General features: G+C 59.6%; 23 protein-coding genes. 11 read left to right on the top strand and 12 right to left on the bottom strand.

What is annotated here, in order from left to right:
* Positions 1–39: 39 nt before the first annotated feature.
* Positions 40–2,013: a glucans biosynthesis glucosyltransferase MdoH gene (gene mdoH, locus ACWF8S_RS04380; protein ID WP_447555623.1), complete on the bottom strand. Its 1,974-nt coding sequence runs from the start codon at positions 2,011–2,013 to the stop codon at positions 40–42.
* On the bottom strand, positions 2,006–3,499 hold the full coding sequence (locus ACWF8S_RS04385) for a glucan biosynthesis protein (protein ID WP_447555624.1): 1,494 nt from the start codon (positions 3,497–3,499) through the stop codon (positions 2,006–2,008). Before ACWF8S_RS04385 ends, mdoH begins: the two co-directional genes overlap by 8 nt.
* Before the next feature lie 284 nt (positions 3,500–3,783).
* On the opposite strand from ACWF8S_RS04385, the gene ACWF8S_RS04390 reads away from it, so the two are divergent.
* Entirely contained in the window at positions 3,784–5,364 is a 1,581-nt protein-coding gene (locus ACWF8S_RS04390; protein WP_447555625.1) for an alkaline phosphatase, read from the top strand.
* Positions 5,365–5,401: 37 nt separating this feature from the next.
* Here the strand turns inward: ACWF8S_RS04390 and ACWF8S_RS04395 are convergent, their stop codons facing one another.
* The 3 genes from ACWF8S_RS04395 to ACWF8S_RS04405 all read right to left on the bottom strand — a co-directional run bounded on the left by ACWF8S_RS04395 (position 5,402) and on the right by ACWF8S_RS04405 (position 7,227).
* The gene (locus ACWF8S_RS04395) at positions 5,402–6,337 is read right to left on the bottom strand and encodes a lysophospholipid acyltransferase family protein (protein ID WP_447555626.1); all 936 of its coding nucleotides are present in this window, start codon (positions 6,335–6,337) and stop codon (positions 5,402–5,404) included.
* 3 nt (positions 6,338–6,340) lie between these two features.
* Entirely contained in the window at positions 6,341–6,748 is a 408-nt protein-coding gene (locus tag ACWF8S_RS04400; protein WP_447555627.1) for a DUF4870 family protein, read from the bottom strand.
* Between the two features lie 95 nt (positions 6,749–6,843).
* On the bottom strand, positions 6,844–7,227 hold the full coding sequence (locus tag ACWF8S_RS04405; RefSeq protein WP_447555628.1) for a VOC family protein: 384 nt from the start codon (positions 7,225–7,227) through the stop codon (positions 6,844–6,846).
* A gap of 375 nt (positions 7,228–7,602) precedes the next feature.
* Between ACWF8S_RS04405 and ACWF8S_RS04410 the strand changes: the two genes are divergently transcribed.
* From ACWF8S_RS04410 to ACWF8S_RS04440, 7 genes are all read left to right on the top strand, one after another.
* Positions 7,603–8,994: an MFS transporter gene (locus tag ACWF8S_RS04410; RefSeq protein WP_447555629.1), complete on the top strand. Its 1,392-nt coding sequence runs from the start codon at positions 7,603–7,605 to the stop codon at positions 8,992–8,994.
* Between the two features lie 150 nt (positions 8,995–9,144).
* Positions 9,145–10,926: an acyl-CoA dehydrogenase gene (locus ACWF8S_RS04415; protein WP_447555630.1), complete on the top strand. Its 1,782-nt coding sequence runs from the start codon at positions 9,145–9,147 to the stop codon at positions 10,924–10,926.
* An 11-nt stretch (positions 10,927–10,937) separates the two neighbouring features.
* Positions 10,938–11,714, top strand: a complete 777-nt coding sequence (locus tag ACWF8S_RS04420) for an enoyl-CoA hydratase-related protein (protein WP_447555631.1) — start codon at positions 10,938–10,940, stop codon at positions 11,712–11,714.
* A 62-nt stretch (positions 11,715–11,776) separates the two neighbouring features.
* Complete coding sequence (locus ACWF8S_RS04425; protein ID WP_447555632.1) at positions 11,777–12,316, top strand: YaeQ family protein; 540 nt, start codon at positions 11,777–11,779, stop codon at positions 12,314–12,316.
* Between the two features lie 197 nt (positions 12,317–12,513).
* On the top strand, positions 12,514–13,506 hold the full coding sequence (locus tag ACWF8S_RS04430) for a lipid A deacylase LpxR family protein (RefSeq protein ID WP_447555633.1): 993 nt from the start codon (positions 12,514–12,516) through the stop codon (positions 13,504–13,506).
* Between the two features lie 37 nt (positions 13,507–13,543).
* Positions 13,544–13,870, top strand: a complete 327-nt coding sequence (locus tag ACWF8S_RS04435) for a hypothetical protein (protein ID WP_447555634.1) — start codon at positions 13,544–13,546, stop codon at positions 13,868–13,870.
* Positions 13,871–13,949: 79 nt separating this feature from the next.
* Complete coding sequence (locus ACWF8S_RS04440; RefSeq protein ID WP_447555635.1) at positions 13,950–14,483, top strand: DUF421 domain-containing protein; 534 nt, start codon at positions 13,950–13,952, stop codon at positions 14,481–14,483.
* Between the two features lie 223 nt (positions 14,484–14,706).
* On the opposite strand, the gene yghU is transcribed toward ACWF8S_RS04440, so the two are convergent.
* On the bottom strand, positions 14,707–15,564 hold the full coding sequence (yghU, locus tag ACWF8S_RS04445) for a glutathione-dependent disulfide-bond oxidoreductase (protein WP_447555636.1): 858 nt from the start codon (positions 15,562–15,564) through the stop codon (positions 14,707–14,709).
* Positions 15,565–15,770: 206 nt separating this feature from the next.
* On the opposite strand from yghU, the gene ACWF8S_RS04450 reads away from it, so the two are divergent.
* Positions 15,771–16,466 (top strand): aspartate/glutamate racemase family protein, encoded by a 696-nt coding sequence (locus tag ACWF8S_RS04450; RefSeq protein ID WP_447555637.1) that lies wholly within the window; start codon positions 15,771–15,773, stop codon positions 16,464–16,466.
* Here ACWF8S_RS04450 and ACWF8S_RS04455 read toward each other — a convergent pair.
* Entirely contained in the window at positions 16,463–16,888 is a 426-nt protein-coding gene (locus ACWF8S_RS04455; RefSeq protein WP_447555638.1) for an organic hydroperoxide resistance protein, read from the bottom strand. The genes ACWF8S_RS04450 and ACWF8S_RS04455 overlap by 4 nt on opposite strands.
* A gap of 144 nt (positions 16,889–17,032) precedes the next feature.
* Complete coding sequence (locus ACWF8S_RS04460) at positions 17,033–17,482, bottom strand: MarR family winged helix-turn-helix transcriptional regulator (protein WP_447555639.1); 450 nt, start codon at positions 17,480–17,482, stop codon at positions 17,033–17,035.
* A gap of 129 nt (positions 17,483–17,611) precedes the next feature.
* On the opposite strand from ACWF8S_RS04460, the gene ACWF8S_RS04465 reads away from it, so the two are divergent.
* Entirely contained in the window at positions 17,612–18,457 is an 846-nt protein-coding gene (locus tag ACWF8S_RS04465; RefSeq protein ID WP_447555640.1) for an MOSC domain-containing protein, read from the top strand.
* On the opposite strand, the gene ACWF8S_RS04470 is transcribed toward ACWF8S_RS04465, so the two are convergent.
* Complete coding sequence (locus tag ACWF8S_RS04470) at positions 18,414–19,316, bottom strand: DMT family transporter (RefSeq protein WP_447555641.1); 903 nt, start codon at positions 19,314–19,316, stop codon at positions 18,414–18,416. The two genes, ACWF8S_RS04465 and ACWF8S_RS04470, sit on opposite strands and share 44 nt — an antisense overlap.
* Positions 19,317–19,505: 189 nt before the next feature.
* On the opposite strand from ACWF8S_RS04470, the gene ACWF8S_RS04475 reads away from it, so the two are divergent.
* Entirely contained in the window at positions 19,506–19,928 is a 423-nt protein-coding gene (locus ACWF8S_RS04475) for an OsmC family protein (RefSeq protein ID WP_447555642.1), read from the top strand.
* A 528-nt stretch (positions 19,929–20,456) separates the two neighbouring features.
* Here ACWF8S_RS04475 and ACWF8S_RS04480 read toward each other — a convergent pair.
* The 3 genes from ACWF8S_RS04480 to ACWF8S_RS04490 all read right to left on the bottom strand — a co-directional run bounded on the left by ACWF8S_RS04480 (position 20,457) and on the right by ACWF8S_RS04490 (position 22,766).
* The gene (locus ACWF8S_RS04480) at positions 20,457–21,005 is read right to left on the bottom strand and encodes a PRC-barrel domain-containing protein (protein WP_447555643.1); all 549 of its coding nucleotides are present in this window, start codon (positions 21,003–21,005) and stop codon (positions 20,457–20,459) included.
* A gap of 424 nt (positions 21,006–21,429) precedes the next feature.
* Positions 21,430–22,098 carry a 2OG-Fe(II) oxygenase gene (locus tag ACWF8S_RS04485; RefSeq protein ID WP_447555644.1) on the bottom strand — a complete coding sequence of 223 codons (669 nt, stop codon included), beginning with the start codon at positions 22,096–22,098 and terminating at the stop codon, positions 21,430–21,432.
* Positions 22,098–22,766: a CoA pyrophosphatase gene (locus ACWF8S_RS04490; protein ID WP_447555645.1), complete on the bottom strand. Its 669-nt coding sequence runs from the start codon at positions 22,764–22,766 to the stop codon at positions 22,098–22,100. The genes ACWF8S_RS04485 and ACWF8S_RS04490 overlap by 1 nt, the downstream gene beginning before the upstream one ends.
* Positions 22,767–22,793: the final 27 nt, after the last annotated feature.

The following is a 22,793-nucleotide window of genomic DNA, read 5'->3' on the forward strand; positions in this document are numbered from 1 at the left end:
CTGCAGTACTTTGCAGTCGATGAAGTAACGCCCGCCTGCTCATTGCAGCTCCTCGAGGGAATCGTTTGCCGAACGCTTGTCATACTGATGAAACGATTGGCGGGGCATATCGCCCAATAGCTCTCCGGGTAACGGGGACGTACTTCCCTTGAGCGGAGACTGGTACGGGTGCTGCTCGCCGCTGCGCGCGCTGAGGGCGGAGAAGTCCTTCAAAAGCGGTGGTTTGAACGCGATGCTGGGCGTTTGCAAAAGCCCCCAGCGGTGGCTGACCACGCCTCCCCAGGTACCGCTGCTGGAATACTTTACCAGAGGCGCGGCGGCTATCAGACCGAGCCAGGCCGGCGCCAGCCAGCCAAACGCGTGGGGGGAGAACAGCAACATCACACCCGCCCAGCTGACGCCGCAAAGCGTCATCCAGCCGGTGTGCCACCAGGTTTCGCTCCAGGTCAGCGAACGCTCCCCTCGGTGCTGGGTCTGCCATTCGATAGAGCGGCCCAGCAGCACGTTGAAAATGAAGAGGCTGTGCCAGGCCATCATCAGGGGCGCAATGAGTGCGGCGAACAAAAGCTCGAGCGCCACGCTCGCGGTAAGCTTGAACCGCCCGCCAAATGCGTTGGGGCACTGCATGAGTGTCAAGAGAAGCCCCATCAGCTTGGGCGCGACCAGCATGAACAGCGTGACCGACAAGAGCCCGATGGAAAGTGGCCTCGGCAATAATGGCTCGCCGGAGGATGAACCGATGGCCTGGACACATACCAGAAGGCTGGTGCATATCAAAAGGCCCAGCCATACAACGGACGAGAGGTAGGCGAAAGCACCGAACAGAAAGTGCAGGCGGCTGATCGGATGAAATCCGGCGCCGGTCAACAGGCGCAGGTGCTGAAGATTGCCCTGAAGCCAGCGCCGGTCACGCTTGGCAAAGTCAAGAAGGTTGCTGGGCATGGCTTCGAAGCTATGGTGCGAGGCGCCGGTATGCGGGGCTTCAAACGAGACGGCGGTGGTCGCGGAGGTATCCAGCAACACTTTCCAGCCGCCCCGTTTCAACAGCGCCGCCTCGACGAAGTCGTGGCTTAACAGCTCGCCTCCCAGCGGCGCCTTGCCGGGCAGGGCGGGCAAGCCTGCATGGGCCATGAACGCGCGGGTGCGGATGATGGCGTTGTGTCCCCAGTAGTTGGCCGCATCGCCCTGCCAGAAGCTTTGTCCGGCTGCCAGCATCGGGCTGTATAGCGCAGAGGCAAGCTGGGTGAACCGGCCGAACAGCGTGTGCTGGCCCACGGGAATCGGCACTGTCTGGATGAGGCCGACGCTCGGCTCACGCTGCATGCGGTGGACCATGTGCAAGAGCGTGGCGCCACTCATCAGGCTGTCGGCGTCGAGTACCACCATGTAGTCGTAACGTCGGCCCCAGCGGCGGCAGAACTCGGCAATATTGCCCGCTTTACGCCCTTCGTTATTTTCCCGGCGACGGTAGTAGATGTTGACCTGCCCGGCCAGGCGCTGCTGTAGCGCCGCCACGTGGGCGGCTTCTTCATCGGCCTGGGTGGTGTCTTGCGTGTCACTTAAAATGAATACGTCGAAGTGCTGATGAATATTGACCGCACCGGTGGCGTCCTGGGTACGGGCCTGCTGTAAAAGCGAACGACAAGTGGCTTCCAGGCCCGCGATGGTGGGTACCGGCGGCTCGGCGTAGATCGGCATGACCAGGGCCGTCTTGCTCACCAGACGATAAGCATTGGGCGGGGCAGGGTGCTGACGGCGCAGGGTCAATGGGTCCCGGCGAAGCGCGCAGAGCACAAAGCCGCATACGCCTCCCCAGAACGCCATGGCTATCCAGCCAAAGGTGAGAACGAACAGCGTGAGAATGGCGATCTGCCAGCCCAGCGCCAGATCGCTCACCACCTTTGCCATGGCCACGAAACCGACAGCGCTCGAGGCGAGCACGGCGAGAGCGAAGAAGACGCGTCGGCACTTGAGCCACGGTATCAAGACAGCGGTATTGGTGTGTTCAGACATCGGGGTACCATACGTAATTCCAGGTTTCGCTAATCGGCTGGTCGTTTAGCTCTAATCGTAGGCGAATATCGGATACGGCGTTCGCCGGAACGCGAAAGCTGGCGCGCCAGCGTTGATCAGGTAGTGCCAGAACGTGGGGTTCACGCACGTCACCGGTGCTGGTCTCGATAAAGAGTGCCACGTTCTCATCGCCAGACAGGGCGTCCAGTTCGCCCCCTTCGAAATCCACGATGAACTGGCGTTCGCGTTCATCGACCGGGGTCGCCTTGCCCCGGATGCCCGCCAGACCCTGGCGGGTGCGGATGACCTGGGCCAGGGCGTTGTCCTCGGGGCTATCGTCAAGTGTATACGTACGGTAGTGAAGGCTTTGCGAGTCGCCCGCCTTCAAAGGCGTATCAAACACCCAGTAAGCGACGATGTTGTCATGGGTTTCATCCGGGGTGGAAATTTCGACCAGTTCCACATGCCCTGGCCCCCACTGCTGTAAGGGCTCCACCCACTGGCTGGGACGACGGTGGTACTGCGCCTCCATGTCAAGGTAATGGCCGAAGTCACGCTCGCGCTGCATCAAGCCAAACCCGAACGGATTGTCGTCGCTGAACATGGAAAGGCGCAGCTGGTCGGGGTTGTTGAGCGGGCGCCAGATCCATTCACCGGCGCCAGTCTGCAGCAGCAGGCCGTCGGAATCGTGCACCTGAGGGCGGAAATCTTCCGGCGGGCTGGGGGTAGCCTCGCCAAAGGTGAACATGCTGGTAAGAGGCGCCACACCCAGCTTGCCGATATCTTGCCGGGCGAAGATCTCGGCGTTGACCTCAAGGTGGGTCTGCTCGCCCGGTGTCAGCGTGAAACGGTAGGCGCCGCTAAGCGAGGGGCTATCCATGAGGGCCAGGAACGTGATGGCGCTGTCGTCTTCGCCGGGTTTGAAAAACCAGAATTCGCGAAACTCGGGAAACTCCTCTTCGACGGCCATGGCGGTGTTGATGGCAAGCCCGCGGGTGGATAGGCCATAGGCCTGGTTACGCCCGACCAGGCGGAAGTAGTTCGAGCCCAGAAACACCGCGACCTCGTCGTGGTACTGCTCACCGTTGATGGGGTAGTGCAGGCGAAAGCCTGCATGGCCGCTGCCGGTCAAGTCGTGCTCCAGAAGCGCCTGGGCGTCGCCTTCGTAGGTGTAATCTTCGCTATTGAAAATCAGTGGCTCAACGCTGCCATTGTCGACGATGTTGATTTTTACCGGGTCGGGAAATAAAAAACCGCTGTGAAAGAGCTGTAGCGAGAACGGACTGTCATTGCGCCAGTAAGCGCGTTCAGGGTCAAAGCGAATCTGGCGGTAGGTGTCGTAGCTTAGATTCTCCAGCGCGCTGGGTAGCGCTGACGGGGGCGCTTCATAGGGCGCTCTGGCGAGCGCCTCGGCGCGTGCAACCACGTCATCGAACATTTCTTCACTGGCCTGAGCAAACGGGGCGCTGAGCATAGCTAACGACACGATCCATCTCGCGGTAATACAACCCTTCATGGGCGAGTTCCTTTCGTTTAAAGACCAAGGCTAACCAGGGCGTTGGCTATTAAATTTGTTTTATTGCTATTTAAAGGGGTGGGTATTCTGACTATAGTTGATCCGCTCAAGAGCGGTTCCAGCGCCTCTTGGCAGCCTCTAAAATTACTATAGTGGTTCACTAACGTCTAATGTCAGCTCGGTCAACGCTGCGTTAACTATACGGCGTTAGTCGTATCCCGCCTATAAGGTTCTTGCATGCTGTTGAAGTATTTATGCTCCGTCCTGTAATCGCTGCCCTGGCCCTCAACTTCCTGCTTGTTGCTCCCTTGTGGTGGCGTTTCGACAGCGTCGGCATGCCGTTGGTCGCCTTGGAGGCGTGGGTTCTCGCCCCCTTGCTGATGCTGGCCCCCGGCCGGCTTGTACGCTGTCTGCTGGTGATGGGCATCACCGCGACGGTGGCGCTGATTACCGCTGCCAACCTGGGGGACGCTGCCACTCATACCGCCTTTGGTCGCTCGCTCAATCTGTATCTCGACGTGCCGCTGATACGTTCTATCTACCACTTGCTGGTAGGTAATGTAGGTCAGTTGGCCGCAGTTTTCATAATGACAGCCGGTGGGCTTGTCTTTCTGGGCGCTCATGCGGTGGCCGGCTGGCTGCTCTATCCCCGGCGCGCCTTGCCGGTAAAACGCCTGCCGGGGCTTTTGGCGATTGTCCTGGGGATAGGGGCGCTTGCGCTATCCGTTCTGGAATATACCGGCCACCGGGCGCTGGCGAAATCGGCCCTGCCGATGGTCAATACCCTGCGCTTTCAAAGCGAACAGATAGTGGCCACGCATCAGGCTCGCCTGGCCTTTGAAGCCCAGCTGGAGGAGAGGCCCCTGAACGCCCAGCCGCTCCTGGGCCTTGAAGGGCGCAATGTCCTGCTGACCTTTATCGAGTCCTACGGGGTGTCGGCCATCAACGACCCGCGCTACAGCGGGCCTGTCCGGGCCACTCTTGACGAGATGAGCGAGCGTCTTGAAGCCCGCGACATCGGAGTGGTCTCGGGGCTTCTGGAGGCGCCGATGCGTGGCGGGCAGTCCTGGCTTGCCCATGCAACCCTTCTGAGCGGGCGGTGGATCGACAACCAGCTCTGGTACCGGCTGATGCTGGACAGCGGCCACGCCACCCTGGTGGATGATTTTCACGCCACCGGTCAGCGCTCGCTTGCCGTGATGCCGGCGATCACCCTGGCCTGGCCGGAAGGCATCGCCTACGGGTTCGAGGAGATCCAGGCGGCGCGGGACATTCCCTACGCCGGGCCAGCGCTTAACTGGGTAACCATGCCCGACCAGTTCACTCTGGATTATGTGCAGCGCCACCAGCTCGACAATTCACCCCTTTTCGCCCAGATCACGCTCATTTCAAGCCATGCGCCCTGGACTCCGATACTGCCGGTACTGGAGAACTGGGCCATGATCGGGGATGGTTCGATTTACGCGCCCTGGGAAAAGGCCGGCGACCCGCCCGAGGTGCTCTGGCAGGATCTGGAGCGTATTCGCGATCATTACGGCTGGTCGGTGGATTACTCGGTCAAGGTTACCGGTCGCTTTGCCGAGCGTGCGGTCGATGACAATACGCTGATGATCGTACTGGGCGATCATCAGGCCGCACCCTTGATTACCGGTGACGGGGCGAGTGCAGCGGTGCCGGTGCATGTCATGAGCAAGGATCAGGCGCTGCTGGACGCCTTTCGCGCACGGGGGTTCGTGGACGGCACGCTCCCCGCGCTCGATGCGTTGGATCAGGTACCCAGGATGAGCGAGCTGCGTTACTGGATGCGAGAAGACTTTGGCGCAGCCGCCCGGTGAGCCGCCTGTTGAACGGGGGGATAGCGAAACTGCCCGTTCAATAAAGCCGGAAATCGTTGGCGTTGGCCAGGCCTTCGGCTTCCTCGACCACCTTGCGGTAGCGTTTGTACTCCCACTGGTACTGTTCGGGAGCGAGGGCAATCGAGGCCTCCACGCTTGCATTCACACCGGTGGCGGAGGTGACGTCGTTTTCGCTGTAAACCCGCTCATCGGCATCCAGAAAGTGGATGACAAACCCCTGGCCCGGCACGCGTAGAGCCACCCCTGTCACCACCCGGGCCTGGGTACGGGCAACCAGCTTGGGCAAAAGTGTCGCCGTGTAGGCGCTTCGTCCGAAAAACGGCGCAAACACGCCGCTTCCCCAGCTGGGCTCCTGGTCTGGCAGAATACCGATCGCCTCGCTGCGTTTCAGCGCTTTCAAGAGCGCGGCCACGCCCCGGGGGTTGGTAGGAACCAGGCTTGCCCCCATGCGCTCGCGCCCGTGACGAATGATCGGTTCCAGAGCGTCGATCTTGGGCGGTTCGTACATGGCGGTGAAGGGAAAATGGCTGGAGAGCCAGAAGTTGAGCACTTCCCAGTTGCCAAAGTGCGGGGCCAGCACGATCACGCCTCGCCCCTGGGCGCGGGCGCTGTCGAGCTTGTCGCGCCCGTGGACGTCGAGGATATGCGCCTCCACCTTTTCCGGCGGTGCAATCCAGGCGTGCCCGAGCTCCAGCATGGTCGCCGCCGAGTGGCTAAGGCTCCGTCTGGCCAGTGCCTTGCGATCCTTGGCGGGCAGGTCGGGATAGACCACGCGCAGGTTGATATCGGTAACCTGGCGTTCGCGCTTGCTGAGCCCGTACACCGCTGGCCCCAGGCGCCGCGCCGCTCGCCAGAGCGCTTTGAGCGACCAGGTGGACAGGCGCTGCCACACCGCACCGATGGCGCGGGCTTGCAGGGCATTTGATCGGTTGGAAGATGATGACCCCGCCATGGATTATAAAAGCCAGCCGCTCACGTTCGTGGGAGCACGCTTGTCCTGGAGGCCTTTGATGCCTTTCACGCAGCGCACGATGAACCATACCGCCAGCGCCAGCAGCAGCGGAAAGCCGACCAGCACCAGGGTGAGCAGCGAAGCAACGCTCAGATAGAGCAGACCGATCCAGAACGTGCGTATCTGATAACGGTAGTGCTCATCGAGCCAATGCGGGCCCTTGCCCTGATACACGTAAGCGATGATCACACCGACGATGACGGTAAATCCCGTCACGAAATTTGCCAGATAGAGCGCGTAGATGACCAGTCCCACCGTGGTGTCGGCACCAGGCTCGGGGTCGCGCTCTGGATGGACGCGTTCGTTAACGACTTCGCCTTCAAGAGGCTCTTCATTAGCGTTGGGGGGCATACGCGCTCCTTTGTAGGGTTGGCCGACGCTTGAACGGCATTGAGGCGGCCATGATAGCGCGCCCGGCGGGGCTTATCATTATCAGGAACCGCAATTTAGCGCCCCAGAGGCCTGCAGATTTCCAGAAGGTTGCCGTCCGGGTCGCGCAGGTAGATGGATTCGATGGGGCTGTTGGCACCTTGACGTTCCACCGGCCCCAGCTCGACGCTGATGGACAGCGCCTTGAGATGGTCCATGAACTCCTCCAGCGGCAGCTGGCAGCGCAGGCACAAATCAAGACTGCCTGGCGTAGGGGTGGCGGAAATCGGGGCGATATCGGTATCGGTCTGGTGCAGGCGAAGGGCCGTATCACCCAGCATCAGATCGACCCGCTGGGCGTCGCGATAGCGCACATCCAACCCCAGCACCCGGGAGTAAAAATCCACGGCGCGCCCCATGTCGGTCACGGTTACAACGAGATGGTCTAAACCTGAGAGCATGCCATGTTCCTTAATGCGTTCTTGAATACGTGCTCAACGAGAAGCTCTTCTGGGGAGCGTTCGTCATGAGGCTATTTCTCATGAGGCCATTCATCATGAAACCTTTTGTCATGAAACCATGATAATACGTCAAGCAGGCCGCGGGGTGTCAGTTAATCGTCAGCCCCTGGGCCCGTGGTCAACAGCCGATTTTCCTGCCAACCCGGCTGAATTCTCGATAAAACACCAAGTAGGGCGCGGGCGGCGTAAAAAGCGTTGACTTTAAGGCGTCGAGCGTAATAATTGCGCGCCCGTTTTCTTGCCTTGATGCGTTGCTGGCATATTGAACGGCGCGGTACGCGTTTAACAAAATTTGCAGGTCAAGGTGAGGTAGGCATGTCGCGGCAACTTCTGGCTATGGCGCTTGCGCCTTTATTGGGGCTTTTCATTCTCGGCATCGGCAACGGCTTTCTGGCCACGCTGATCACGCTACGCCTGGACGCCGCGGGCGAGTCCGCCACGCTGATCGGTATCGTCTCGTCGGCCTACTTTATCGGCCTGGCGCTTGGCGCCTTGTTCAACGACCGTCTGCTGCTGCGCATTGGTCATATTCGCGCCTACGGCAGTTTTGCCTCGCTGGTTGCTGTTACCGTGCTGCTTCAAGGGCTTTTTTTCGACCCCTGGGCCTGGTTCGTGCTGCGCTTGATCGGTGGCTGGGCAACGGTGGGTGTGTATCTGGTAATCGAGAGCTGGCTGCTCACCGCAGGCGATCAAAAGGTGCGCGGGCGTCTGCTTGCGCTTTACATGATCGCCCTGTACGGGGCGGGCGTGCTGGGCCAGCTGCTGCTGGGCGTGACCAACGCCATGGGCGAGGTGGCGCCTTTCATGGTGATCGGGCTTCTGGCGTCGCTTTCGGTGCTGCCCATGGCGATGATCCCCCGGGTGTCGCCGCTGATCGAACATGCCGAACCTTTGCCGCCGCATCGCTTGATTACCATGACACCTACCGGTGTGATGGGAAGTCTGGGGTCGGGGATGGTGGTGGCCGCCGCCTACTCGTTACTGCCGCTTTACCTGCAGCGTATTGGCATGAGCGTCAACCAGGTAGGGCAGATGATGGCCCTGGTGATCCTGGGGGCGATGCTTTTGCAGTACCCCATTGGGCGCTGGTCCGACCGCCACGACCGCCAGATGGTGCTGATCGGTATCAGCGCGTTCTGTATCGTAATCTCGGGCGCGATGCTGTGGCTGCCGTTGACAACGCCCATGCTGGCGGTGCTGCTGTTCTTGCTCGGCGGCGGCGTCTTCGCCTTCTATCCGGTGGCGGTCAGCCACGCTGCCGACCGGGCGCCGGCTGGTGCCCTGGTGCGCATGAGCCAGGGCCTTCTGCTGATCAACTCGATCGGGGCGACCCTTAGCCCGCTCTTGATTTCGCCGGTCATGACCGCCGTGGGCGATACGGGGCTTTTCTGGTCGTTTGGCGCGCTGAGCCTGTTCTTCTTGGTGTTCTTTGGCTGGCGGCGAAGCGTGCGCCCGGCGCCGCTGCCGGTGGCACCGTTTACCGCGACCACGCCCATGTCTGCCGCGGGCGCCGAGCTGATCGTTACCGAGGAGCTCGTGCAGGGGGCACTTGAACACGAACACCTGGAGGATCTCTCCCACGTGGTGCCGGACGTCGACGTGGCCGAGCCGATGGTCGGGCCGCCCGCCGAAGACGAGGTGCACATTACCTACTACGACGATGTCGAAGGCGTAAAAGTGCATCGGCCTCAGAGCAGCGTGCACTGAGCGCTTGTGTACCAGGCTTTTGAAGCTACATCGGCCCCTGCAAGATTGTGATACCTTGGATGAATAGTGTGAAAACGCTCGTTTGATTACCATGCAACAAGAACGAACACGCGTTTTCAAACGTTACTCTATCTGGGTTGAGAGGTTGCCATGAAGGATTATGCCGCGCCGGTTCGCGATCTGCGCTTTGTACTGGAAGAGATGCTGGCGCATCGTTCGCTTTCGCTGCCCGGTTTCGAGGAGGCCACGCCGGATCTAATCGAGGCCGTGCTTGAAGAAGCCGCCAGACTGGCGGGGGATGTCTGGGGGCCCTTGAATCGCACCGGCGACCAGCAGGGCGCCACCCGTCACCCGGACGGCAGTGTCACCATCCCCGAAGGGTTTGCCAGCGCCTATCAGGCTTTTGTGGACGGCGGCTGGAACGGCATCGGCGTGTCCGAGGCGTTGGGGGGGCAGAATCTGCCTGAAGTGGTGGCAAGCGCGGTGCAGGAGATGCTTCACGGCGCCAACATGGCGCTGGGCCTTTGCCCCATGCTGACCGCCGGCGCGATAGAGGCGCTGGCGCACCACGGCAGCCCCGCGCTGAAAGAAACCTACCTGCCCAATCTGGTGGAAGGGCGTTGGACCGGCACGATGAACCTGACCGAGCCCCAGGCCGGCTCGGACCTTTCCAAGGTGCGCACCCGGGCCGTCCCTGAAGACGACCACTACCGTATTACGGGCCAGAAGATCTACATCACCTGGGGCGAGCACGATGCCGCCGACAACATCATCCACCTGGTGCTCGCCCGCAAGCCCGACGCCCCGGAAGGCAACAAGGGCATTTCGCTTTTCCTGGTGCCCAAGTATCTCGTCAACGACGATGGCTCGCTGGGCGCGCGTAACGATGTCACCTGCGCCTCCATCGAACACAAGCTCGGTATTCACGGCTCGCCCACCTGTACACTCAGCTTCGGAGAGCAGGGCGGCGCCATTGGTTACCTGATAGGCGACGAGGGGCGTGGGCTGAACCACATGTTCACCATGATGAACGAAGCGCGCCACAAGGTGGGTATTCAGGGCATCGGCGTTGCCGAGCGCGCCTGCCAGCACGCTGTCGCCTATGCTCAGGAGCGCGTGCAGGGCAAGCTGTCCGGCGCCCGAGGCGGTCTTGAATCCACCATCGGCGAACATCTCGACGTCAAGCGCATGCTGCTTTCCATGCGGGCCAGAACCGACGCACTGCGCGCGCTGGCGCTTTACTGTGCCGGGCAGCTCGATATCGCGCGTAAAAGCGATACGCCCGGCGAGCGCGACGCGGCCCAGGCGCTGGTGGATGTGCTGATCCCCATCGTCAAGAGCTTCTCCACCGATCAGGCCGTGGATATCGCCTCGATGGGAATTCAGGTGCACGGCGGCATGGGGTATGTGGAAGAGACCGGGGCAGCCCAGCTCTTGCGCGATGTGCGGATCGCGCCCATTTACGAAGGCACCAACGGCATCCAGGCCCTCGATCTGGCCGGGCGCAAGCTTCAGCGCGATGACGGCGCGGCACTTGGCCGCCTGATCGAGAGCGTCGAGCAGACTGCCCAGGCGCTGAAAGACGAGGCGTCACTTTCCATTCTGGGCAAGACGCTCGAAGGCGGGGCGCAGGATCTGCGCGCGGCAATGGGCCTGGTACTCGAACAGGGTAAACACCCCGAGCACGGTGGCGATGCCGTCCAGGCCTATGCCACGCCGTTCTTGAACCTGGCCGGTCACGTGCTGTGCGCCTGGCAGATGGGGGAAGCCGCACTCGCCGCCAGCCGGGCAGACAGCCAGGACCCGTTCTATAAAGCCAAGCTCGCCAGTGCGCATTTCGCGATCACCCAATGGCTGCCGGTTGGTCGTGCTCAGCGCGCGGTGATCGAAGCGGGCATGCAGTGTTTGAACGATTACTCGACACAACAATAACGGGAGTCACCATGAGCGAAAACGTCATTGAAAGAACCGAAGACGAGGGCATCGTACGGCTGACCATCAACCGCCCCAAGGCGCTCAATGCGCTGAACAGCGAGGTACTGGGCGCGCTGGAGACCCATCTGACCGAGCTTGAAGGGCGGGCCGATCTGCGCGCCGTGCTTCTCACCGGCGCCGGGGAGAAATCCTTCGTGGCCGGGGCGGACATTACCGAGATGCGCGACAAGACCTCCGAGCAGGCCCGCGCCTTCGCCATGCAGGCGCTGCGCACCATCAAGCGTCTCGAGACGCTGCCGGTGCCGGTGGTGGCGCTGGTCAACGGATTCTGTCTGGGCGGCGGATGCGAACTGGCCCTGGCCTGCGACTGGGCGGTGGCCAGCGACAACGCCGTGTTCGGCCAGCCGGAAGTGCTGCTGGGCGTGATTCCCGGTTTCGGCGGCACCCAGCGCCTGCCGCGCCGGGTAGGGCCTGCCATGGCGATCGACCTGGTCACCACCGGGCGCAAGATCGATGCTCAGGAGGCGCTGCGCATCGGGCTCGTCAATCGCGTCATGCCTCAGGCCGAGCTTGAACGCTATGAAGAAGAGCTCATCAGACAGTTGAAAGGCAACGGCCGTCATGCGGTGCGTGGCGCCAAACAGGCAGTGCATGATGGCATGGATCAGGACCTGGACAGCGCCCTGGCGCTGGAAACCGGTCTGTTTGCCCTCTGCTTTGCGGGAGACGAGCAGAAAGAAGGCATGAGCGCCTTTGTCGAAAAGCGTAAGCCTGACTTCAGATAGGCACGCAACGCGAGCCGATCAAATCCGTTACACTGGCGGCCAAATTCAATCGGACGACATCAATGGCCTTGAGCGCGACCCCTTACAAAGTGGATCTGAATCTGACCGATCTGGATCGCAACGTCTTTGAAACGCTGCGCTTCACCGTGGCGCGGCATCCCTCCGAAACCGAGGAGCGGCTGTGTGCACGTCTGGTGGCTTACATTCTCTGGTATAGCGACGCGTTGGCCTTCGGGCGCGGGTTGTCGGATGTGGATGAGCCTGCGCTGTGGGAGAAAAGTCTGGATGGGCGCGTGCTGCACTGGATCGAGGTCGGCCTGCCCGATGCCGAGCGCCTGACCTGGTGCTCGCGTCGGGCCGAACGGGTTTCGCTGCTCGCCTATGGGCGGGTAGATGTCTGGGAGAGCAAAGTGCTGCCAGGCGTCACGTCCCTGAAAAACCTGCACGTGGGCAGCCTGCCTCAAGAAGCGCTGGCGGCGGTAGCCAGCGAACTCCCCCGGGCCATCAACTGGGCGGTGATGATCAGCGATGGCTCGCTCTTTGTCACCAATGATCAGGGTCAGCACGAAATCACCCCTCGCTGGTTGCTGCGCGAGCGTTAGGCGCCTTTTGCGTGGGCGTCTTTGCCAGCCACTCTAGAAACAGTCGTTCAGAAACAGGCACTCAGGAAACAGGCGTCCTTTAAACGCGTTTCGCTGAAAAAGTGTGCTTGCTAAATATTTTCTTTTTTACATACAATCGAAAATGTTTAAGCACGTCTACGCTTATTGTGAACTTTACTTTCCTCAAGGAACGAGCCATGAATGTATCTTCTGCCGCCCGGTGGAAATTTCTTGCGATGGCAGCTTCGCTTGGCCTGTTATCGCCCTTGGTTGCGGCTGAGGATAGCGCCTTCAGCGTCAAGGTGGCCAACGACGGTATGGCCAGCAGCGATGATGGTCACTTCACCAGCGGCTTCGAGCTCAACTACAGTTACGCTCCAGGCGATGAAAACTGGACCCAGCACCTGGCCACCGCGCTGCCTGATGCGGTGATCGGTCGGGCGGACCAGACGGCTTTTCGCCTGGTTCATCAGATCTATACGCCGGATAACATCGAAGAGCCCGCGCTCATCGAGGATGACCGCCCTTACGCGGGGTTGGTGTTTATCGGGATGTCGCTTTACGAAGACGCCCCCTTGAGTCGAAACGTTACCCAGGCCACCGACCTGCATCTGGACGTGGGCCTGGTGGGGCCGTCCTCGCTGGCCGACAGTATCCAGCGCGAAGTGCACCGCGTGACCAGTAGCGACCGCCCACGGGGCTGGGACAACCAGTTGGGCGATGAGCCGATCGCCAATCTGACCCTGCGCCGCCAGTGGTGGGTCGACGCGCCGTTAGCCGGCAAGCAGTTCTCGCATGGGCCAAGCCTGGGCACCGCGCTGGGCAACCTGTATACCTATGCCAGCGCCGGTTACAGCGTGCGCTGGGGCGATGAGGCCAGCGGCGTGCCCACCTTGACGCCCAACCCCGGCATGCGTGGACAGTTCGCCAGCACCCACGGCCTGCAGTGGTATCTGTTTGCCAACGTGGACGGCTACTACATGGCGCATAATCTGACGCTTGACGGCAACGTCTTCTCCTCGAGCCACTCGGTGGATCGCAAGGAGTGGGTGGCGGACGCCTCTGCGGGTCTGGCTCTTGGCTGGGAGGACTGGCAGGTGACCTACGCCGCGCTCAAGCGTACTCGAGAGTTCGACGGGCAGGACAGTCACGATACCTTTGGCGCCCTTACGTTGACCAAGCGCTTTTAACCGCATTCGTTTCACTCGTGCCTGTCGGGGTTCGCTCATGGCCAGGAAAATCCCCTATCCCCGCACGCCGGATGGCCGCTATTTCGTGGCGAAAAACCGGCTGTGGCGCTGTACCGACCCGCGTCTGGATAAAGACGAGGAGCAAAGGCACGTCAACGCCTTGATGAAGGCCCGGCGTGATGTGAAAACCGCCAAGCAGCAAGACGATGACGAGGCGCTCAGGAAGGCGCGTGCCAACGTGCAGGACGCGAAAGAGGCGCTGGGTGAGCGGGGCCCGGTATGGTGGGATGACGACGCACCGGACGAGGGCGGTCGGGCCCCGGAAAACAGTACCTACGCCGACTGGTGGGCAAAGCAGCACTGAGATCCGGCGTCTGCCTGTTGCTAATGGTGTTGCGTGACTACACTCAACGTCCATGCATTGATAAGTGGCAGGACATCCTATGGACATGATGTTTTTCAGCGGCTGGGAAAGCCTGGTACGTACCCTGGTGGTCGGGGTGCTGGCCTATATCGTACTGATCGTGTTCTTGCGTATTTCCGGCAATCGCACGCTTTCCAAAATGAACGCTTTCGACCTGATCGTGACGGTCGCGCTGGGCTCGACCCTTGCCACGGTGCTGCTTTCCAAGGACGTGGCGCTGGCCGAAGGCACATTGGCCCTGGGTCTTCTGATCTTTCTGCAGTTCTTGATCACCTGGCTAAGCATAAGGGTCGGCTGGGTAAAGCGGGCCGTGACCGGTGAGCCATTGATGCTTCTATACCAGGGAGCGTTTTTATCCGACGCGCTTTACAAGGCCAGGGTGACCCAGGACGAGGTGCGCTCTGCCGTACGCGCAAGCGGGCTTTCCAGTACGAACCAGGCGGCGGCGGTGATTCTGGAAACTGATGGGTCCTTGAGCGTGGTCACCAAGGCGTTGGCCCAGGAGAAGTCCAGTCTGAGCGGTGTCAGGGGGCCACAGGAAGATCAGCTGTAATCGCTTGGCGCCTTCCGTGCTGAGTACGCCGATAGCCGTTTATCCAGGATAACCAGCGCTCGACGAGAGGGGCTTCGCGCTGAATAAAGCACCTGACGGGAAAAGCCTGAATAGCCGGATGGCGTCATGAAGGCGTAAAACGGCATCACGGCCAGGCGCTCGCGGCAAACGAAACGGCCCCCGCAGGGGCCGTTTGGCTATCTAAAGACTCAGCATGAAAGACTTATACTTTATCCTGGGTCTTGTGCTCGAAGTCGCTGGCATCATGGCGTTCGTGAAGCTGCTCGCTTTCCTCGCCCCAGGTGCGGTTCACCATGCGGCCGCGCTTGACGGCCGGGCGCTCGTCAAGCTCTTCGACCCAGCGAATCACGTTCGTGTAGGTGTGTGCCTTCAAGAACTCGGCTGCTTCGTACACCCGGTTTTTCACCAGCGCGCCGTACCAGGGGTAGATCGCCATGTCGGCGATGGTGTACTCGTCGCCGGCCATGTAGCGGTTATCCGCCAGATGCTTGTCCAGTACGTCGAGCTGGCGCTTCACTTCCATGGTATAGCGGTCGATCGGATACTGATATTTTTCCGGCGCGTAGGCGTAGAAGTGGCCGAAGCCGCCGCCCAGAAGGGGAGCACTGCCCATCTGCCAGAAAAGCCAGGAAAGCGCTTCGGTGCGTTGGGCCGGATGCTCGGGCAGGAAGGCGCTGAACTTTTCGGCCAGGTAAAGCAGAATCGAGCCGGATTCGAATACCCGCTGGGGCGGCGTAGTGCTGTGATCCATCAGCGCCGGAATCTTGGAGTTGGGGTTCACGTTTACAAAGCCGCTGCCGAACTGATCACCTTCGCCGATCTGAATCAGGTGTGCATCATACTCGGCCTCCTTGATGCCCTTCTCCAGAAGCTCTTCCAACAGAATGGTGACTTTCACCCCGTTAGGCGTTGCCAGCGAATAAAGCTGTAGCGGGTGTCGGCCGACAGGCAGCGCCTTCTCGTGGGTAGCGCCCGCCGAGGGGCGGTTGATGCTGGCGAACTTGCCCCCGTTGCCGGGTTCCCATTCCCATACGCGTGGCGGTGTGTAGCTATCGCTCATCGGGGTTGCTCCTTGTCGCTTTAGAGGATGGACCGTTGGTGCTGGTCGGGTCTTGACGTAGCTCTTGAATAACGTAGCTCTTGAACAACATCGTCCTTGAATAACGTAGTCCCAGGATCTCAATGGGGCTAGTGAAAACCCTCTACAAGGGTGTATGTTTAATTAGTTTGCCAGCAAACGATCAAGTCAACCAACAGGAGAGTCAGATGCGAACGATCGGGGTACTGGGCGGTATGAGCTGGGAGTCCACGCAAAGCTATTACCAGGCCTTGAACGAAGGCGTCAATCACGCTCTGGGAGGCTTTCATTCGGCCTCCATCGCCATGATCAGCGTCGATTTCGCCGAGATCGAGGCGCTTCAGCAGTCCGGCGACTGGGAAAGGGCCGGTACGCTTCTGGCCGAGGCGGCTGAGCGAATCGAGCGCGCCGGCGCCGGCTGTCTGTTGCTCGCGACCAATACCATGCACAAGGTGGCTCCCGCCATCGAGGCGGCCATTCAGATTCCGCTTTTGCACATTGCCGATGCTACCGCCGAGCAGTGCCAGAAAGACGGCGTTCAACGCGTCGGGCTTCTGGGGACGCGCTTTACCATGGAGCAGGATTTCTACAAGGCGCGTCTCAAGGAGCGCTACGGTATCGACGTGGTGATCCCGGATGAGACGCAGCGTGAAAGCGTTCACCGGATCATTTTCGATGAACTTTGCCGCGGCGAGGTCAATGCCTCTTCCCGCCAGCGCTATCTGGAAGTGATCGATGATCTGGCCGACCAAGGTGCCCAGGCGGTCATTCTGGGCTGTACCGAAATCGCGCTGCTGGTAAGCCAGGAACACACCCGGGTGCCTTTATACGACACCACCGCTTTACATGCCGAGAAAGCGGTGGGCTGGTCGCTTGAGAATTAAGCGACGGTCAGTGTGACATCGATGTTGCCGCGGGTAGCGTTGGAGTAGGGGCAAACCGTATGCGCCTTGTCTACCAGCGACTGGGCGGCGGCCTTGTCCATGCCCGGCAGACTCACCTTGAGTTCGACTTCGATACCGAAACCGACCTCTACCGCGCCAATGCCTACGGCGGCGTCGATACTCGCGTCCTGGGGCAGCTTCACTTTTTCCTGGCTGGCGACATGTTTCAGGGCGCCTAGAAAGCATGCGGCATAGCCGGCGGCAAAGAGCTGCTCCGGGTTGGTACCACTGCCACCGGCACCGCCCAGCTCCTTGGGTGTGCTGAGGTTGACATCAAGCGCCCCATCAGAGGATTTGGCGTGGCCTTCACGGCCCCCGCTGACATGGGCTTCGGCGCGGTAAGCAATCGTTTCGATAGACATGGTGCCTCCTTTTATCAATGACACTTCATTGACGCCACGCCCGATGATGGCAAGGCGTGGCGTGTTGGTATTATTAATTTAGTACAGCTTTGTTTAGTGCGCAAGATAAAATGCATGGCGCTGCATCAGAGAGCGAAGGCGTACTTAAAGTGCCTTGTGAAGGTGTTTACGCAGGGTTACCAGCGCCTCTTTCAGTTCCAGAAGACGCTCGGGTGATTGCTCGCTGGCGCTCACCACGCAACCCGGGATATGGCGCGCTTCGGTTTGCAGGGCGCGCCCCTTGGGGGTAAGCAAAAGTTGCACCACGCGCTCATCTTCGCTGCTTCGCTCGCGTTTCAATAGCCCATCACCCTCCAGGCGCTTGAGAAGCGGTGTCAGCGAGCCCGGGTCGGTCAGCAAGCGCCGGCTGAGCGCGCCTACCGTCAGCCCATCTTCCTGCCATAGGGCCAGCATCGCCAGGTATTGGGGGTAGGTCAGCCCCAGCGCCTTCAAAAGCGGCTTATATACCTTGGTCATGGCATGCGAGGTGGAGTAGAGCGCAAAGCAGAGCTGGTGGTCCAGTTCCAGCTCGTGGGCGGGGTCTTGTTCAGACATAACAGCTCCCAAGTAGATCTGACTTAATGTAGCGCTTCAGGGCGTGGGTGGCTATCTTTGCAGGCCATATAGACAAGGCACCAACTTCGTTAAACTAGGGTGCCAGACACGTAAAGAGGCAGAACCGTTTTGAAAATCGACCAGTTGACCATTTACCCGGTGAAATCGCTTCAAGGTATCGATCTCGATGAGTCGGCGGTGACAGCCCAGGGGCTGGCCTGGGATCGCTGCTGGATGTGGGTCGACCGACAGCAGCGCTTTGTCACTCAACGCCAACTACCCGCGCTTTCGACGGTGTCCGTGGCGCTTACCAGGGTGTCATTGGTGCTTTCTCACCCCAAGGTGGGGGACATCGAGATTCCGCTTGAACCTCCCAAGGGCCCGATTCGCCTGGTAACAGTATGGCGCGATCACTGCAAGGCGCTGGCGGAGCGTGACGAGATTTCAGACTGGCTGGTCAGGGCGCTGGGCGAGCAGGCCGAAGGCCTTAGTCTCGTACGCTTTGCCAGCGGCTTCAAACGCCCCGTGGAAGCCGATTTTCTCGATGGTGATCTTGCCGATACCCACTTCGCTGACGGCTACCCGTTTCTGGTCACGACGACCGGCTCGTTGGACGCCCTCAATCAAGCGCTTGAAGCAAACCGGCAAGCGCCGGTACCCATGGCGCGTTTTCGTCCCAATATCGTGATCGACTGCCCCGCCGCGTGGGCGGAAAACGCCTGGCAATTGATCGATATCGACGGCGACACTATTCGCCTGGTCGTGCGCAAACCCTGCAAGCGCTGCACCATCATTACGGTGGATCAACGCCTGGGCACCATTTCCACGCCCGCCGAGCCGCTGAGCACGCTGGTGAAGCTGAAGACCCAGCCCGGGCTCAAGGGTGCCTACTTCGGCCAGAACGCCACACTCGGTGACGGGGAAGGGGCCATTATTCGTGTGGGGGCGGGGGTGACGCCCACTTCGCGCGTCTGATATGCAGAAGCCGAGTTGCGATGGCGGTTCCTGAAAGCGTGATGACCATGCCGACCAATACCGGAAGGCTCAGCGTTTCACCCAGCAGAAAGTAGCCCCAAAGCAGGGCGCTCACCGGCACCAGGAAGGTAACGGTGGAAGCGGCCGTCGCCCCGGCGCTTGCCAGCAGCCCAAAGTAGAGTAAAAAGGCAAGCGTGGTACTCAGGGCAGCCAGGGCGGCGGCGTTGGCCCAGGCCACCGCACTGACCGGCTCGGTGGGCCACAGTAAAAGCCCCGGCACCAAGAGCACCAGCGCCGACATCGCACTGCTGCCGGCGGCCAGTACCCGGACAGGAAGATGGCCCAGGCGGGTTTTCGAGAAGTTTCCGGCGATACCGTAGCAAAGCGTTGCGCCCAGCACCGCCAGAATGAACCAGCCGTCGCCCCCGGATGAGAAGTCCAGACGGTCGGCAGACAGGACATACACGCCCACCAGGGCGATTGCCAGCCCCGCGTACTGTTCGCGCTTGATGACGGTAGCGAAGAAGGCAGCGCCGATCAGGGCGGTGAAGATGGGCGTGGTGGCGTTGATCAGCGAGGTAAAGCCCGCCTCCAGACGGGTGGTGGCGAGCGCGAGTAGTGAAAAGGGCAGTACGAGGTTGACGATACCCAGAAACAGTAGCGCGGGCGCGTTGCTGGCGATCAAGCGGACATAGCGGAAATCCAGAAGTAGCGGTACCAGTAGCAGCGCTCCCAGGCCCATGCGGATGAACACCAGCGGAATGGCGCCAAGTTCGGGAGCAGCCACGCGCATGAAAATGAACGAAAGCCCCCAAAGCGAAGAGAGCAGCAGCAAACGCAAGGCGTCAAGTGAGGACATGGCGGGTCTGGCTCATCAGTGCAGGTGGGGGAGAAAGCCGGACAAGATTACGGCGATCACGCGAGGAAAGAAAGCCCAGGGCCGTTCGGCACCGCCAGGAAAATAGACTACGCTTTAGGGTGTGGTGATGGGAGGTCGCTCCCCGCCCGCTTTAAGTAACCAGGCAAATGATTGCAACAGGAGTACTCCATGGATAGTAAAGCGAATGCGCACTGGGAAGGTGGCTTAAAAGACGGCAAGGGTAACATCTCTACCGAAAGCGGTGTTCTGGATGCCGGCTACTCCTTCAAGCAGCGCTTTGAAGGCGAGAAAGGCACCAACCCGGAAGAACTCATTGGTGCAGCCCACGCAAGTTGCTTCTCGATGGCGCTTTCAATGATTCTGGGCGACAAGAACTACACCGCCGATGCGATCGACACCCAGGCGACGGTAACGCTCTCCCAGGGTAACGGGGGATTCGAAATCACCAAAATTCATCTCGACGTTGAAGCGGCTGTCAGTGGCGCCGACGAAACAGCGTTTCAGGAAGCGGCAGAAACTGCCAAGGCCAACTGCCCGGTGTCTAAGGTATTGAATGCCGAAATCACCATGACGGCCAAGTTAAAAGGTTGATCGTCGATCTCGATGAAAAGCGCGGCTATCAGGCCGCGCTTTTTTTATGCTTGAATAAACGTTGGATTGATTGTTTTACTATAGATTCCGAGCTTTTAATTCCGAGCTTTTAATTCCGAGCTTCAACCGGGTCTTTGTAGCCAGGTCTCTAAAGCCAGGTCTCTAAAGCCAAGTCTTTAAACCAGGTCTTGAAAACAGACTTTAAACCAGTGCCAGGGTTTTAGATTATCTGGAGTGTAAGCCAAGCTCTAGCATTCGAGTTTCGAGTGACTCGGCAAGTGGTGTTCACGCACTCCATAAACGGGTGACGGTAAATACGGTCGTTGGCTCTATTGCTAGAAGAGGTGTTTGACTGACAAGGTGGATCGGGAATTACCGAAATAAAGTGGCAGCTTGCTCAAGTGGATATAGAGGTATAAGTGGCGCAGTAAAAGTAAGTCAGGGAAATGTGGATGCCTGCAGACCGCGCATGAAAAAGCCCTGGCATTTGCCAGGGCTTTTATACTGCCAATCAATCAACAAGAACGATTAGCCCAGGTTGTTATCATCACGATCGCTCATATCGTTCTGATCACCCATGGTGTCATTACCGTTGTTCATGGAATCGTCATCCATGTTGTTGTCGTTCATGTTGTTGTCGTTTCGATTGTTACGATCACCATCGCGCTCGTACTCTTCTGCTTCTTCAAGCGCATCTTGCGAAGCGTTGACGCGGATGACGTAGTCATCATCGTCGTTGTCACGAGTCAGTTCCAGAGAGTCCCATTCGATGGCTACGTCTTTCTCGCCCATTCCCAGGAAACCGCCTACACCTACTACAACCGCTTGAATCTGTCCGTCTTGATCGATGATCAGGTCGTTGATGGTACCGATTTCATCGTCATCTTCAACGGTGCTGTGTACAGAGTTGCCGGTCAGCGAGTCAGCATGAAAGGTACCCTGGGGCGCTACTGTCAAGTAGGAGGCGTCCATGCTGTTCTGCTGGTCATTTGTCTGCTGGGCAGTGGCGGTGCCTGCTGCGAGCATCAAAGCCGGTACCATCAGCGTGCCTAGAAAAGCGGGTTTGATCATTTTCATTGCTATTGCTCCTTGCGTTTGTAGTAAGGCATTACGCGTCAACGCCAATACCTAAACTCTTAAATAGTCAGCAACTGAATAACTGTGCAACTGACCATTTTCCTCGTGGTCTGAACCACGTCCTGCTACTTTCCAGTACTCTTTCAGCGAGTACCTCTTTCTATTAAGGCTCTTTCTTTCAAGTACCTTCTGGCTGGTACTTTTTCTTGCCAGTGCACTTTTTAAAAAAAGACACGCTGACAATCTTCTCTTGCATTCAGGCTAGAACTACGGGGGTAGTTAACCATGCCTTGCGCTCAATGCGCCTGGACACTTATTAAGGTAGACGCTGTGTGTAGCTTTGCAACAATAATACGCATCAGTTTTTTAAATTAAGGGTTCACTGGGGTTGCGGTTCAACAGCTTGAAACGTTCTGGGCCGGGCTCAACTGGCCGGGTCGAGTACGCCGCCTAGCGAAGCATTGCGTCTGAACCAGCCGGCAATACTGCTTCGAGGGTGGCGCGTGGGGAGCACCTCGTGAGCAATGGTATCGGAGAGAAAGCAGGCGAAGGTGCCTGCCTGTGGCACGACCCTGGCTACTTCGCGATCAGGCTGGTCAGGGTCGTAGATGACCATTTCGCCTCCACCATCGAGAGGCCAGTTCGGGGTCAGATAGCCCACTGTGGAAACCACCCGGTTGGCGCGGCCACGGAAACTGTCCAGGTGGCGCTTGTAAAAGGCCCCGGCCGGGTAGTGAGCAAAGTGGGCCTCATATTCGAAAAGCCCTAGAAAGAGTGTCTGGTTGAGTGCCGACTGCAGGCGCTGCATGGCGTCCAGATAGCAGCGCTGGGCCTCGCTTTCTCGATTGAGCCAGTGAATGGCGTCGCCGCGGATATCCTTGCGCAGCAGATGCTGCGGGCCACGACCTACGCCGGCCTCCTCGAGCGCCTCGGCGGCTTGCAGATGGGTGATCTCGGAATGCAGCGCTCGGCAAAGTGCGGGATCGATGACCGCTTTACCCACGTACCAGCCTTGCTCTACCAGAGCATCGATCAGCTCGACATGGGCTGTTGGCGAGAGCACCTCGCTTGATAAAGGGCTTGGAACGGTCATCAATGACTCCTGGTGGCGGGCGCGGCGCTGATGTCGTCTTTCCTGGATGGACGGTTGGTACGCTCCGGGTGGTGCTTGAGCGAGCCGGGCGGGCGCTTGTAAAGATCGATGGGCATACCAAAACCCTTGGCGAGAAGCTCTACCAGCATCATCGCTGAAAGCCCCCAGATGACGTGACCATCGATATGGTAGCTCGGCACATAGTGGGCCACACCATCCACGGTGATGACATCGGTATAGGTGCGCTTGTCTTCCAGAAAATGGCTTAACGGCACTTCGAAAATCGCATCGAGCTCCGAGGGGTCGGCCTTCAGGGGTAGGTCGGGGGCAATGATGCCTACCCAGGGAGTGACGCGAAGCCCGTGCAACGAGACCACGTCGGACAGCTGGCCAATACGCTCCACCTGGTTGGGCGCCAGGGCGATCTCTTCCTGGGATTCGCGAAGCGCGGTATGGTATAGATCCTTGTCGCCGGGCTCGCGCTTTCCGCCGGGAAAGGCTACCTGCCCACTATGGGTCGATAAGTGGCTGGCTCGTCGGGTAAAGAGCAGGGTAGGCTCAGGGTGATGCGCCACGATGGGAAGCAGCACCGCTGCCTGTAGCAGCTTGGCATGATCCAGCTCTTTGGGTCGATAGTGTTGCAGCTCTTTGCGCAGTTTCTCTAACATGGAGTTTCCATCCGGTTTGCTCTCTTT

This window comes from Vreelandella xerophytica, from assembly GCF_968048975.1.

Bases quoted from the DNA above. Each gene is read 5' to 3' on its own strand.
- ACWF8S_RS04480 (WP_447555643.1), bottom strand. From the start codon at position 21,005: ATGAAAATGATCAAACCCGCTTTTCTAGGCACGCTGATGGTACCGGCT.
- ACWF8S_RS04455 (WP_447555638.1), bottom strand. From the start codon at position 16,888: ATGTCTATCGAAACGATTGCTTACCGCGCCGAAGCCCATGTCAGCGGG.
- ACWF8S_RS04490 (WP_447555645.1), bottom strand. From the start codon at position 22,766: ATGTTAGAGAAACTGCGCAAAGAGCTGCAACACTATCGACCCAAAGAG.
- ACWF8S_RS04425 (WP_447555632.1), top strand. From the start codon at position 11,777: ATGGCCTTGAGCGCGACCCCTTACAAAGTGGATCTGAATCTGACCGAT.
- ACWF8S_RS04405 (WP_447555628.1), bottom strand. From the start codon at position 7,227: ATGCTCTCAGGTTTAGACCATCTCGTTGTAACCGTGACCGACATGGGG.
- ACWF8S_RS04420 (WP_447555631.1), top strand. From the start codon at position 10,938: ATGAGCGAAAACGTCATTGAAAGAACCGAAGACGAGGGCATCGTACGG.
- ACWF8S_RS04450 (WP_447555637.1), top strand. From the start codon at position 15,771: ATGCGAACGATCGGGGTACTGGGCGGTATGAGCTGGGAGTCCACGCAA.
- ACWF8S_RS04410 (WP_447555629.1), top strand. From the start codon at position 7,603: ATGTCGCGGCAACTTCTGGCTATGGCGCTTGCGCCTTTATTGGGGCTT.
- ACWF8S_RS04415 (WP_447555630.1), top strand. From the start codon at position 9,145: ATGAAGGATTATGCCGCGCCGGTTCGCGATCTGCGCTTTGTACTGGAA.
- ACWF8S_RS04400 (WP_447555627.1), bottom strand. From the start codon at position 6,748: ATGCCCCCCAACGCTAATGAAGAGCCTCTTGAAGGCGAAGTCGTTAAC.
- ACWF8S_RS04430 (WP_447555633.1), top strand. From the start codon at position 12,514: ATGAATGTATCTTCTGCCGCCCGGTGGAAATTTCTTGCGATGGCAGCT.
- ACWF8S_RS04435 (WP_447555634.1), top strand. From the start codon at position 13,544: ATGGCCAGGAAAATCCCCTATCCCCGCACGCCGGATGGCCGCTATTTC.
- mdoH (WP_447555623.1), bottom strand. From the start codon at position 2,013: ATGTCTGAACACACCAATACCGCTGTCTTGATACCGTGGCTCAAGTGC.
- yghU (WP_447555636.1), bottom strand. From the start codon at position 15,564: ATGAGCGATAGCTACACACCGCCACGCGTATGGGAATGGGAACCCGGC.
- ACWF8S_RS04440 (WP_447555635.1), top strand. From the start codon at position 13,950: ATGGACATGATGTTTTTCAGCGGCTGGGAAAGCCTGGTACGTACCCTG.
- ACWF8S_RS04395 (WP_447555626.1), bottom strand. From the start codon at position 6,337: ATGGCGGGGTCATCATCTTCCAACCGATCAAATGCCCTGCAAGCCCGC.
- ACWF8S_RS04470 (WP_447555641.1), bottom strand. From the start codon at position 19,316: ATGTCCTCACTTGACGCCTTGCGTTTGCTGCTGCTCTCTTCGCTTTGG.
- ACWF8S_RS04390 (WP_447555625.1), top strand. From the start codon at position 3,784: ATGCTCCGTCCTGTAATCGCTGCCCTGGCCCTCAACTTCCTGCTTGTT.
- ACWF8S_RS04485 (WP_447555644.1), bottom strand. From the start codon at position 22,098: ATGACCGTTCCAAGCCCTTTATCAAGCGAGGTGCTCTCGCCAACAGCC.
- ACWF8S_RS04475 (WP_447555642.1), top strand. From the start codon at position 19,506: ATGGATAGTAAAGCGAATGCGCACTGGGAAGGTGGCTTAAAAGACGGC.
- ACWF8S_RS04460 (WP_447555639.1), bottom strand. From the start codon at position 17,482: ATGTCTGAACAAGACCCCGCCCACGAGCTGGAACTGGACCACCAGCTC.